At 45.7% G+C, this 12,603-nt stretch carries 13 protein-coding genes; 4 read left to right on the forward strand and 9 right to left on the reverse strand.

Annotated elements, in window-relative coordinates; translation table 11 throughout:
- Positions 1 to 43 precede the first annotated feature (43 nt).
- From F4V51_RS17765 to F4V51_RS17790, 6 genes are all read right to left on the reverse strand, one after another.
- Entirely contained in the window at positions 44 to 1,513 is a 1,470-nt protein-coding gene (locus F4V51_RS17765) for a protein adenylyltransferase SelO (RefSeq protein WP_153979068.1), read from the reverse strand.
- Positions 1,514 to 1,805: 292 nt separating this feature from the next.
- A complete protein-coding gene (locus F4V51_RS17770; RefSeq protein ID WP_153979069.1) occupies positions 1,806 to 3,125 on the reverse strand; it encodes a nucleobase:cation symporter-2 family protein in 1,320 nt (439 codons plus the stop codon).
- A 310-nt stretch (positions 3,126 to 3,435) separates the two neighbouring features.
- Positions 3,436 to 3,894 (reverse strand): hypothetical protein, encoded by a 459-nt coding sequence (locus F4V51_RS17775; protein ID WP_153979070.1) that lies wholly within the window; start codon positions 3,892 to 3,894, stop codon positions 3,436 to 3,438.
- Between the two features lie 27 nt (positions 3,895 to 3,921).
- Complete coding sequence (locus F4V51_RS17780; RefSeq protein WP_153979071.1) at positions 3,922 to 4,230, reverse strand: Dabb family protein; 309 nt, start codon at positions 4,228 to 4,230, stop codon at positions 3,922 to 3,924.
- Between the two features lie 187 nt (positions 4,231 to 4,417).
- Positions 4,418 to 4,963, reverse strand: a complete 546-nt coding sequence (locus F4V51_RS17785; RefSeq protein ID WP_153979072.1) for a PadR family transcriptional regulator — start codon at positions 4,961 to 4,963, stop codon at positions 4,418 to 4,420.
- Positions 4,964 to 5,037: 74 nt separating this feature from the next.
- On the reverse strand, positions 5,038 to 6,186 hold the full coding sequence (locus F4V51_RS17790) for a YhgE/Pip domain-containing protein (protein ID WP_236146584.1): 1,149 nt from the start codon (positions 6,184 to 6,186) through the stop codon (positions 5,038 to 5,040).
- Positions 6,187 to 6,292: 106 nt separating this feature from the next.
- Here F4V51_RS17790 and F4V51_RS17795 point away from each other — a divergent pair, with 106 nt between their 5' ends.
- The 3 genes from F4V51_RS17795 to F4V51_RS17805 all read left to right on the forward strand — a co-directional run bounded on the left by F4V51_RS17795 (position 6,293) and on the right by F4V51_RS17805 (position 9,471).
- On the forward strand, positions 6,293 to 7,546 hold the full coding sequence (locus F4V51_RS17795; protein WP_153979074.1) for a cytochrome P450: 1,254 nt from the start codon (positions 6,293 to 6,295) through the stop codon (positions 7,544 to 7,546).
- Between the two features lie 153 nt (positions 7,547 to 7,699).
- Positions 7,700 to 8,554, forward strand: coding sequence for an AraC family ligand binding domain-containing protein (locus F4V51_RS17800; RefSeq protein ID WP_153979075.1), 855 nt, complete (start codon positions 7,700 to 7,702; stop codon positions 8,552 to 8,554).
- Positions 8,551 to 9,471, forward strand: a complete 921-nt coding sequence (locus F4V51_RS17805; RefSeq protein ID WP_153979076.1) for a DMT family transporter — start codon at positions 8,551 to 8,553, stop codon at positions 9,469 to 9,471. Before F4V51_RS17800 ends, F4V51_RS17805 begins: the two co-directional genes overlap by 4 nt.
- A 125-nt stretch (positions 9,472 to 9,596) precedes the next feature.
- Here the strand turns inward: F4V51_RS17805 and F4V51_RS17810 are convergent, their stop codons facing one another.
- Positions 9,597 to 10,289, reverse strand: a complete 693-nt coding sequence (locus tag F4V51_RS17810; protein ID WP_153979077.1) for a pseudouridine synthase — start codon at positions 10,287 to 10,289, stop codon at positions 9,597 to 9,599.
- 113 nt (positions 10,290 to 10,402) lie between these two features.
- Between F4V51_RS17810 and F4V51_RS17815 the strand changes: the two genes are divergently transcribed.
- Entirely contained in the window at positions 10,403 to 11,290 is an 888-nt protein-coding gene (locus F4V51_RS17815; protein WP_153979078.1) for a hypothetical protein, read from the forward strand.
- A 99-nt stretch (positions 11,291 to 11,389) separates the two neighbouring features.
- On the opposite strand, the gene F4V51_RS17820 is transcribed toward F4V51_RS17815, so the two are convergent.
- Both F4V51_RS17820 and F4V51_RS17825 read right to left on the reverse strand, forming a co-directional pair.
- On the reverse strand, positions 11,390 to 11,572 hold the full coding sequence (locus F4V51_RS17820; protein WP_095357337.1) for a YjfB family protein: 183 nt from the start codon (positions 11,570 to 11,572) through the stop codon (positions 11,390 to 11,392).
- 127 nt (positions 11,573 to 11,699) lie between these two features.
- Positions 11,700 to 12,581 carry a Cof-type HAD-IIB family hydrolase gene (locus F4V51_RS17825; RefSeq protein WP_153979079.1) on the reverse strand — a complete coding sequence of 294 codons (882 nt, stop codon included), beginning with the start codon at positions 12,579 to 12,581 and terminating at the stop codon, positions 11,700 to 11,702.
- Positions 12,582 to 12,603: the final 22 nt, after the last annotated feature.

The raw sequence follows: 12,603 nt of genomic DNA on the forward strand, positions 1-12,603 counted from the left end.
AATCTGAACATTTTCAATCTGAATGCTGAATCTGCACTTCCCATCAGGTTCCGCAAAATGTCCGATAAGATGGATCACAGGTCGTCGGCAATGTGGTGTATTCTTCCTGTTCCGGTGTGTGTGCATAAGGTTTCCGTAGAACGGCTAGCAGCTGGTTCATTACGCGATAATCTCCATCGTTTTCTGCCCGTTCAAGCGCCTCTTCCACTCTATGATTCCGTGGGATGATTGCAGGATTGCTGCTCATCATCAATTGCTCTACAGCCTCTTTGGATTCAGACTGCCGGCCCAGTCTGGCTGTCCAGCGTTCATTCCATTCCGCAAATTCCGCCGCATCGTTCAGATTGGAGTTCTCCCACTTATCAAAGGTTAAAGCTAAGAACGTATTCGTGAAGTCCGCCGATTGCTTTTCCATTAGTTCCAGAAGGTCTTTTATCAGCGTTTCATCTTCGTCCTCTTCTGTCAATAATCCCAGCTTGGCACGCATGCCGGATACCCATTCTTGATGATACTGCTCCGAGAATTGGGAGATGGCATCCTGTGCAATCTGAATGGCCACATCTTCATTTTCATGCAGCAGCGGCAGTAAAGTCTCCGCAAGACGAGCCAGATTCCAGCCCGCAATATAGGGTTGATTGCCGTAGGCATAGCGGCCTTGTGTATCAATTGAACTAAAGACTGTAGACGGATTATAAGCATCCATAAAAGCACAAGGCCCGTAGTCAATCGTTTCTCCACTGATGGCCATATTGTCCGTATTCATGACACCATGGATAAATCCAACATTCTGCCACTTGGCTATCAGTGATGCCTGTCGTTTGATGACTGCACGGAGGAAGTTCAAGTATCGGTTATGATCCAAAGGAATGTCGGGGAAATGACGTTCCAGCGTATAGTCGGCCAGTGCTCTCAGTTCGTCTACAGTTCCCCATCTAGCTGCATACTGAAAGGTGGCCACGCGGATATGACTGGAGGCCACTCGGGTTAATATAGCACCCGGCCGTTCCGTTTCACGAAAAATGCTTTCTCCAGTCGTCACGACTGCCAAACTTCTCGTTGTAGGGATACCCAGGGCTTCCATCGCTTCACTAATAATATATTCACGAAGCATCGGTCCGATCGCCGCCCGACCATCTCCTCCACGTGAGTATGGTGTTCTGCCCGAACCTTTGAGCTGAATATCCACCCTCTCGCCCTGTGGCGTAATCTGTTCACCCAGCAGCAATGCCCGTCCATCACCAAGCATGTTGAAATTGCCAAATTGATGCCCTGCGTAAGCTTGAGCCAGAGGCTCGGCTCCAGGCGGAAGTTCATTGCCTGCAAAAATTGCTGCCCCTTCCTTGCTGTTCAGCGTTTCAGCATTCAGTCCGAGGCTGGCCGCAAGGGTTTCATTTAAGATGACAAGCTCAGGTGACTGTACCGGTACTGGACCCTGACTTGTATAAAAGGTCTGCGGCAGCCGGGCATAACTATTGTCCAAATTCCAGCCTGCGCCTAGCTTATCCTTTACCATGTGCACTCCACTCCTTCTCCTCAACAAAGGAACTCCTCTGTTTGTATTCATGTAGCCTGTGTGAACCAATGCTCATTTATGTAGTCGCATGGAATTTCGAAATGATGAACATATCATATGTTCATAAGGAAACTTTAGCATATTTGTAGGGTGTTTGCATGTTTCATCGTGTCCGGCAGCCAAATAAGCCCACAAGGTATTCATTAGGAAGAATGATGTTATTCAATCTTTCCAACAATGAATTCGATGTGAGCTTACTCGGTTAATTCGCTATTATTCAGTTAAGATGGAATCAGGTATGTGCTTCCTGTGTTCCGGCAACAGGCTGAACAGGCAGACTTTCCTTTTTGAAACCAAGGTTGAAAAAGATATTGAGCAGAATCGCTGACAGACTTCCTGTAATAATACCATCGCTCACAATGATCCGAATGCTTTGTGGAAGCTGGGCAAACAGATCTGGTACGGCTGTGACACCAAGCCCGAGCGATACCGAACAAGCAACGATCAACAGATTGGACTGCTTGCCGAAATCGACGGTTTGCAGCATTTTGATTCCAGAGGATACGACCATACCGAACAGAACCACTGTCGCACCGCCTAATACTGCACTTGGGATAATGGTTGCAAATGCTGCTACCTTCGGAATGAGTCCAAGGAAGACGAGAATGCCTCCGGCTGCAACCACAACATTTGTCGTTTTCACCTTGGACAATTGAACGAGCCCGACATTCTGAGCGAATGTATTATATGGGAAGGCATTGAATATACCGCCAAGTACAAACGCCAAACCCTCTGCACGATAACCGCGAGCCAGATCCTTCTCATTGATGGGCTGATCGCAAATTTTGCTCAAAGCCATGAACACACCCGTTGACTCGATAATCACGACAGTACCTACGATGATCATTGTAATAATCGGGCCAAGCTCAAAGGTTGGCATTCCGAAATAAAAGGGTTGAGGTAAGTGGAACCATGACGCTTCCTGTACAGGAGAGAAATTCACTTTTCCCATAAGAGCCGCAATGAGCGTTCCTGCGATGATGCCAATCAGGACGGCAAGAGATTTAACGAAACCCCGGGCATACCGGTTCAGGATCAAAATAAAGAGCAGTACTCCGAAAGAAAGTGCCAGATTGTCCAGACTTCCGAAGTTCTCACTATTAGCCCCGCCAGCCATATTTTTAATACCGGTAGGAATAAGTGCTAGACCGATAATGGTTACCACGGTACCAATGACAACGGGAGGAAACAGCTTGACGATTTTGCTGAAAAATACGGCACAGATGACGATAAATAAACCGGCTGCTATGATGGACCCATAAATTGCTGGAATACCATACTGAGATCCAATGGCGATCATGGGCGTTACAGCTACAAAAGAACTACCGAGTACTGCGGGCAAACCAATACCCAGATACTTCCCCTTCCGAGCCTGCAGCCACGTTGCAACACCGCATGTCAGCAGGTCAATGGATACCAGATATGCCAGCTGCTCTGCCGTCAGATTCAAGGCTCTTCCCACGAGTAAAGGTACCAGAATTGCCCCGGCATACATCGCCAATACATGTTGAATCCCCAGTGAAAAAATTCTCATCTTTTTTGTTTCGTTCATCCGCGCTCGCCCCCGAAATTAGAATCAACCCATCGCACTGAAAAATCATGTTATGTTGATTCACATTATATAAACTATTTCGAAAACTTCCATGATACATGAACGAGAATTGTTACAGGAGATAAAGAGATCGTATCTTTTTGGGCAAACGAAACAAAACACCCGATTTTTGGTGTAATATAATTTAACATCTCACTACATTTTTTACGGAATATCAGGAGAAAAGAAAAAAGCCAGCACCACATGTGCCAGCCTGCTGTTCAATCGATTTAATCATGATCGGAATTTTTCATTGAAGGTATCTGCGCTTCTAGGTGGCAAATTGGGAAGCGATGTAGGCCCATCCCTCCTCCACACTCCGGAACACCCATCCGGCAGATTCGATTCCATCTTCACTGCCAACCCCAAGCAGAAGTGTTCTGACCGCTTCTTCTGATTTGGGTCCAACGGTAAGCGCCAGCGGGAATGGACGGTACCGTGAGATCTCACTACCTACGTCAAAAACAAGATCCAACTCATCTCCCCAATCATACTGCATGTCCGACAGATCAATAACGAGTCCGTCCGGCCTCCATGCTTCCAGCACAGCTTTGCCGATTGCACTCATATAACGGGCATCCGAGTTGCCTCTACTGCCAAACCCGTAGACACCACTAAATTTTAAAATCATAATCTTCTTATATGAATTCTCTGACACACTCCCGATACGAACTTCGTACTCCAGATCACTTAAATCTTCCAAACGATATGTTCTGGTATTTAAACTCATACTTAGTGTTCTCCTACATGTTCAGTCTTATTTCGAAGGGATCGGAAAGTCTGTTACAATAACATTCTCTACCCATCCGTTAAGGGAAGCTACAAAAGCCTGATGCGCAGGATGTGGACCATATGCACGCAAGGCTTCTTGGTCTTCAAACGTCACTCTTAATCCAAGCGTGAATCCCTGAATATGATCCGTCTCTTCCGTTACATTGATTCCGGCAGTCAGATCGATGATCCCAGGAATCTCGTCCTGCAAGGCGAGCAATTGTGTGACAAATTCCTGCTGTTTTGCCGGCGTAATTTTATCGTTGAATTTGAATACCACCAGATGTTCGAACATGAAATTTCCTCTCCTTCGTTATACAATGTTCATTTACGACATAGTTCAGATTCTATAGGTTTTTTCCATATGTTTCAATCTGAGCTCCGGATTCTGCTTCGCCCTTTAGACGAAAAAAGGTGCGTTCAAAGCCAGACTGTCTCTGACCTGACACACCTCTTCGCAGACACAGTGACGCTAAACGCGCCTAATGCCTTAACGCCCTGCTCTGAACATGGTGAAGGAGCTTCTCCAACCAGGCAATGTTGCTCTCAATCGTGTGATAAGCATGATCCCTCATCAGCCACAGAGCATCCATCAAATCCTCACTTACCTCGATCTCCTCTGGTTTCTGCTCGTCAATATAATCGAGTTTTTTTCTTTGTTTCACGATTATATCTTCAATAAGGTATGCGATCTTCTGATTATCCACCTTATCCAGATTAACCAGCGCTGCATAAAGGGACTGAATGGTCGTGAATTTTTGAAATACTTTATAGATGCTCTCTTCCAGTGCTATCCGCCCTTGATCGGTGATCCCATACATCGTTTTATCTGGTCTATTCTCACTCTGGATCGTTTCAATCTTCTCGATTAGCCCCTTCTTATGCAGCACTTCGAAATTGTAATAGATCGTACCTTCCGTGATTTTGGCCTCGGTCTGATCCAAATGTTTGCCTATTCGCTTTTTAATATCATAGGGATAACAATTCCCTTCACTTAATGCACCAAGAATAAATATTTGAATTGACATGTGACTGCCCCCATTCTGCTCTTACCAAGGGCACAGCTTCTTACAAATTCGCCTGAGCCCTTTTATTTCTTATTTTATACTATAGCGGGCTGTTGTGAAGACTCTTGCAGCGGATTGGTTTGCTTGGCCTGTTTGAAATGGTGAATCGCTGTATTGAGAACGAAAGCCACCATCCCAACCAGCGCTAATCCAATGGCATAATGGGCCGTTCTGCCACCACCGAAGAGAATATTGTAATCCAGATGTGTCGAATAGAACATCGGCGTGATCTGACTGACGAATTTGAAATATCCAGGCATCATTTCGGGTGACATGGACGTGCCGTTGGCAATGGATTGACTAAGCACGAATATCATGTTGATCAGCATACCTCCTTGCCCGAGAAGCATGATGAAGATACTTGTAAACTCGATCGACACGAATAATTGCAGACTGTGCACCAGCCACATTTTCAGAAAGACTTCCACCCCATATCCTTGAACCATGAAGTAGATGCCTACTCCAACCAGAGGAGCAATCAAGGATATGAGCAAGTTCGCCCCACGCAGGGCAAAAAAGGCTTTCCATTTTCCCATTTGTGCACGCAGCTGCTGCATTCCGCCCACGCTCTGCATGGCATAGATCATGGCTCCAACGTAGAGCGCCATCGTGATGAACATCGGTGCCATCTGATTTTGCATACCAGCAGGCTGCGGGTTGCTCATGACGATATTGGATGAGACCTTGCCCGTAGTTGATTCCACAATCTGTTTGGATTGATCCGCAGGAATCTGCATTCCGTTCAATACCGCTTCGAAGCTTTGAGCCTGAACCTGTGCGCTGATCTGAGCGGTAATTTCTGCTGCTACACTTTTCATCGAACTGGTAATGGTCGTTGGGTTAGATTCATTAATCAAATATTCCAGCTGCGCTTTGCCGCTCTGTTCAGACAGTTTCTCCGTAAAGTCACCAGGTATACGTATCACCATATGAATATCGCGGTCCTCCAGACCCGTCTTCGCCTGTTCCAGCGATTCATCGGTTACGATATTGAACGGGAGCTGCTCTTGCAGCTTCTGAACAAATTCAGTACCGGATTGTTGGTCCTCATTAACAATGGCCACGGTAAGATTCGTTACATTTTTGGGGATCGCGCTATATCCGGACATGAAAACGGTCAGCATCACAATCTGATAGAACACAATCATGAATATACCCGCTTTGACTCCTTTATGCTTCAGCATGCTCTTCACTCTCTACTCCACCTTATTATTATAATTTAAACTACTTTAATTAAAGTACTCTTGTTTGTTATGTTTGTCAATGACCCCAACTAAGGAGGTAAGATGAATGAAGAAGAGCACGATTATTTCTCTGTCTGAAATCACGAAATTCCAATCGAAAGAAGAAGAGTTCAGTCCTTATCGTTGGTATCGCCACATGCTCAAACAGGAACCTGTCGTTTACAATGAAGAAACGGATTCCTGGCATGTGTTCAAGTATGACTTGGTCAAAACCGTATTGAATGATCATGAACATTTCTCCAGTGTAAGAGAAAGATCGATTGTGAACGTGGGGTATTCAAATGAGGGAGAAGGTGCGGACAGCGAGCACCACATTCCGGACAAGCTGGATATTCACAACGTCGATCCTCCGGAACACCGCAAGCGAAGATCATTATTAGCAAGTGCATTTACCCCAAGAAGTCTCAAACTGTGGGAACCGCGCATTCAGGCCGCAGCAGACGATTTAGTCGCGGAATTTTCTCAGCTTCCCGAGGTGGATATTGTACAAGCCTACACAAGTATGTTTCCAGTAATCATCATGTCTGATCTGCTTGGCATTCCTTCCAAAGACAGGCTCCTATTTAAGGAATGGGTAGATATTCTCTTCATGCCAACAACAGATGCAACCTTTAGCCGTATCAATGAAATGAAGAAAATTGCGGGTCAGCAATATTTCGAATACCTTTATCCTTTTGTCGTATCCAAACGAACAAATCTTGCCGAGGACATCATCTCAGACCTGATCCACGTCGAAGTGGATGGTGAACATTTTACGGATGAGGAAATTGTACGCACCACCATGTTCATTCTGGGTGCAGGAATAGAAACGACAAGCAATCTGTTGGCCAATTCCTTCTACGCGCTGCTCTATGATAAGCCTGGACTGTACACGGAGCTGAGAGATAATCCAGAGCTTGTCGGAAATGCAGTGGAAGAAATGCTGCGGTACCGTTTCCATATCAGTAAAATGGACCGCATGGTCAAGGCGGATAATAACCTGCTTGGGGTGGAGCTCAAAAAAGGAGATGCCATAGTAGCCTGGATGAGTGCAGCCAACATGGATGAGGACATGTTCGAGGATCCTTTCACATTGAATATTCACCGTCCGAACAATAACAAACAGCTCGCTTTTGGCTTCGGCACACACTTCTGCCTGGGTGCACCTCTCGCTAGGCTGGAAGCCAAAATTGTTCTGACGACATTTTTGAGAACCTTTTCAAATATTGAACCCGTCAGCGGGTTCATTCTGGAAGACCACCTGACTCCGTCTGCAGCAGGACAATCTCTGACAAGCCTTCCCATGAGGTTATATAAGTAGTACGATATAGATGAAAAAAAGAAAAAGAGCAGGAAATCTGCTCTTTTTCTGCTGCTTCCCTGCTATTTATACATGCGCGAGCGCAATATCGTCCAAGAAATTGCCTTCTTTTCAGTTTATACTGACAAGAACTTACGAGAAAGAAGGTGCAGCATGAATCGCGAAGTACGAACCGTTGTATTTGACACCGATCTGCAGCTTGAAGCTTATCAATTCCAGGGCATCATGCAGAAATTCCCCAATCACTTTCATGACTATTATGTCATTGGTTTTATTGAGCAGGGCAAGCGACATCTGGTCTGCAATAATCAGGAGTATGTGCTAAATACGGGCGACATGATTATATTTAACCCTCATGACCCCCACGCCTGTGAAGGGATTGACGGAAGAACACTCGATTATCGCTGTATTAATATCCAGCCAGAGGTCATGAGAGAATACACCCGCGAAATTACCGGACAAGATTATCTGCCGCACTTCACAGCACCCGTACTCTATCAACACGAATTGGTCGGCTCTTTGCATGATCTGCATTTGATGATTTTGGAGGAGCAATCCGATTTTAGCAAAGAAGAGCTGCTGCTTCTGCTGCTGGAACAGCTGCTTCGGGATTATGCAGATGCTGAATCCTCCGTCTCTACTCAAGATGTCACGATCGAAGTCAAGTGTATCTGCGAATACATAGAGTCTCATTACATGGAAAGTATATCGCTGGGTGAGTTAGCTGAGCGAAGTGGAATGAGCAAGTATCATCTGGTACGTCTATTTACTCGCCAAAAAGGCATCTCACCATATCGGTATCTGGAAACGATTCGTATTAATCAGGCCAAACGCTTATTGGAACAAGGAACGCTGCCGCTTGAGGTATCCGCCCAGACGGGATTCAGCGATCAGAGCCATTTTACGAACTTTTTCAAAAAACTAATCGGTTTAACGCCCAAACAATATTACCGAATCTTTAACCATGAATACGAGTCCCAACGGCTGCAGGACCGTGTTTCACGATGAGTGAAAATAAACATACGGCTGGTCACCTGCTCGCCTTGCTAACGATTTTGATCTGGGGGACCACTTTTATCTCCACAAAAATTCTGCTCATAGACTTTACACCTGTGGAAATCCTGTTGTTTCGTTTTCTGATTGGATATGTGGTGTTGTTCCTGATCTACCCACGCGTGATGCGGATATCAACGTTTCGGGATGAGATGCTTTTTATGGCGGCCGGACTGTGCGGAGTCACATTGTATTTTTTGATCGAAAATATCGCGCTTGTTTTCACACTGGCTTCCAACGCAGGTGTCATTGTGTCCATCGCACCCTTCTTCACCGCTGTGCTTGCGCATTTCTTCCTGAAGGATGAGCCGTTATCACGGCATTTTGTCGTCGGTTTTGCTATTGCTTTGACAGGCATTGTGATCATTGCGTTCCATGGGAGTTACAGCCTGCAGCTGAATCCGCTGGGCGATCTGCTTGCTTTTGTGGCTCCTGCGGTCTGGGCAATCTATTCCGTCCTTATGCGTAAAATAGGCGATCTTCACTATCACACCATTGGCGCAACACGCAAAGTGTTCTTTTACGGGCTTTTGTTCATGCTCCCTGCCTTATTCCTGTTCGAATTCCATTTTGACATGAAGCGGTTAGCCGATCTGTCCAACCTTTCCAATCTTCTTTTTCTCGGGGTAGGCGCTTCTGCGTTGTGCTTTGTAACCTGGAATAGGGCGGTAAGCCTTCTGGGAGCAGTGAAAACCAGTGTTTACATTTATTTGGTGCCTGTAATTACATTGTTAGCCTCTACACTGCTGCTGCATGAACCCATTACTTGGGTTACCATGCTTGGTGCGGTGTTAACACTCCTAGGTTCCATCATCTCAGAACGAAAAGTTCGGAAGCATGCCCCCGGATCGAAGTTGTCCGAGATCCATTAGGCTCTGGTCGTTTGGAACGCAAAAGAAGGCACTATACATCCTTTCAGGATTAGTGCCCTCTTAATGTTTGCGTGCGATGACTTACCTTTTGCACAAATGTCATTATCCAAGCTAGGAGTAGTCAGCTAATTCAGTCTGGCAAGCAGCGTACTCAGCTCATGCTTCTCCAGATGCCTCCATTGTCCTCGTTCCAGCTGATCCAGTGTGATATTCATAATACGGATGCGCTCCAGTTTCAGCACTTTGTACCCCAAGGCTTTGCACATTCTGCGAATTTGCAGGTTAAGCCCCTGTGTCAGAATAATCCGAAAAACATTCTCACGGTGGCGATATACTTCGCATGGCTTGGTTATTACGTCCAGAATCTCGACTCCTTGGGACATCATTCTTAGGAATTCATCTGTAATCGGTTTATCCACGGTCACCACGTACTCTTTCTCATGATTGTGCTCTGAGCGCATCATTTTGTTAACAATCTCTCCATCGTTCGTAAGCAAAATCAAACCTTCGGAGGCTTTATCCAGCCTGCCTACGGCAAAGATGCGTGATGGATAATTCACATATTGTATAATATTGCCCTCGACTTGCTGTGCCGCCGTACAGACAATACCTATTGGTTTGTTCAGAGCCAGATATACAGGCTCACGATCAACCTGAGGGATTTCCTTGCCGTCGATCAGGACGATATCTTCTGCTTCAACCTCTGCCCCTTTTACACATACCTCACCATTGATCGTAATGCGTCCGGCTGCAATTAAGCGGTCTGTCTCTCTCCGTGAGCAGAAACCCGTTTCACTTATGTATTTATTAATTCGCATGCTTCACCGCTTCTCATATCTGTAATATAGCCATCATCTCATTTATAATGAAAGGAAGCAATGAAGCCTATACGAAGTCTTAGGGTAAGCAACTAACTTTTGAGGAGATGCTCATGAACAAACAATGCATGAGAGTGCTTAAAAAGCTGTACCTGCATACCAACGGCAAGTATGACAGGGAGCGCCAAGTGATGGTGTATCAAACGGATACACTAACTGCTGACGAACAAGACATATTACATACGCACGGCTGGGTTCCTAATAATCTGGAGCTAATTTCGCATGACGAAATTATTCAACAATTAATTGATTTGCAGCAAAATGAACATCTATCCTGGACCACGATCACCAATGCATTTGTGGCGGGTGTTGGCGGAAGTTATCCCCGAGGCATAACTACACTTGGAAGCTACTATATGATGGTTCACATGCAGCACCATGCTTATGAAGAAGCGAAACAATTCCATTGTTGTAAATACTGCGGTTTAAGCCGTAACAGGAATGACGCATGGGATAATTTGTCCTATATTCGCTATGCCGTTCATTTGGGACACGATTACAGTTCAACTAGTTTAGGGGCATATGCTGATTTGACAGAGCTAGTTTCCCTGCTTGAACATCAATCCATTACACCGAGTGAAAAGGACATATACGCCTTCAATCAACTGCTTCATAGTTTGGATCAGGCAGAGAGCGATGAATCTCCGGGAAAATATGAGAAACGGCTCACAGCCGAGAAATTGATCAAAGGACAGGCTGGCATCCGCCGAGGCATATTGAAATCTTTATCCCGCGTGGGTGTTCTGCCGAACCAGATTCTCCCCCTTCATCCTGATCATTGGACCAATATCGAAGAGCTGCTGAATGCCGAATTACTGCTCAGCAATACGAAAGGCCGCTCCGACATGGAGATGCCGTGGGCTGGATGGCAAGGTAAACTCGGCGTGGATTGGGACAAGGCTCGTCAGCTTTTTGGAAGTATGATCCTCCATCATTCCTAGTCGTAAAAAAACAACCCAAACTGCTTCAATTCCATGAATTGAAACCGTTTGGGTTCGCTTGCTGCAATTGTTTTTGAACATGCATTTCTTCGAAAACGTCTACACTGAAATATCCAGACTACTTCCGAGATTCGGATGTGGGGCTGGAACAGATTTTAACATTTCCGTAAGCTGTTGACCTTGTTGTTCTGCCATGTTTTTCGACAATGACATCACCTGCAAACTCGCCGACTGCGCCAGCGACGTTTGACTCATGGCCATTGATAATGCTGCAATATCCATGTTCTGCACTCCTTTATGTATCTAGTAAATGAGGGTACTTAATATATATCGGACAGTGCACAGGAATTGTGTAATCTAACGCACGCTATGATTCTATTCAGGAGGGAGAAATCTCAAGAACATAGGACTAAATCAAGCCATACTTCACAAAACTGTGATACAACCCATCTTCGTCAATGGTTTCGGTAATGTCATCGGCGATGGCTTTCAGACCGGGCTTCGCGTTGCCCATGGCAATACCTATATTGCAAAATTCCAGCATCTCCGCATCATTCATGCCGTCTCCGATGGCCAGTGTGTCTTCCCGAGACATGCCCAGGTGTTCCAGCAGATCCGCAATCGCAATTGCCTTGTGAATGCCCGGAATCATGAGCTCCCCGCTTCCCTCTCCAAAGATAGGTACGGTACATTGGATTACCTCGAATTTGCCCTGAAATTCCTGCTTGATCCGTTCGAACGGAACCACAGCACTTTCCAGAAAACAAACCTTATTGACATCATCCTTATATAAGTCGGCTTCACCGTAGGTCAGACCGGTGATAAAGGGATGTGGCTTCTGTTCCTTTTTCGCTCTGGCTGCCGGATCATTCTCCACATCACCGTATATGCGACGTTCGAGATGGGGTTGAAGATTGCTGCTTGCATAGAGGGCCGAATTGGATTCCAGATAGAAATCAATCTGATGTTCATTGAAAAAATCGACCATATGCCGAACGTCTTCAGCCGTTACCTTTTTATGATAAAGGACTTCCTCTCCAAACTCCACGTATCCGCCACCTGCACCAATCAGACCGTCGAATCCGACGTCCCAGATGGAATCATAAATTTCCGCCTTCGAACGCCCTGTGCACAAATAAAGCAGATGTCCATTCGCACGAGCCTGTCTGCAAGCTCGCTGAGCTGAAACAGGTATGTTCCCATCATCATCCACCAGTGTTCCGTCAATATCGATAAAGACTATTTTCTGTGTCCGTGTGTCCGTGTGTTCATCTGCATCTGCCCCCTTTATGTCTCATGCCATGTTGTAACCA

It is taken from the genome of Paenibacillus xylanilyticus, assembly GCF_009664365.1.
Classification (GTDB): Bacteria; Bacillota; Bacilli; order Paenibacillales; family Paenibacillaceae; genus Paenibacillus; species Paenibacillus xylanilyticus_A.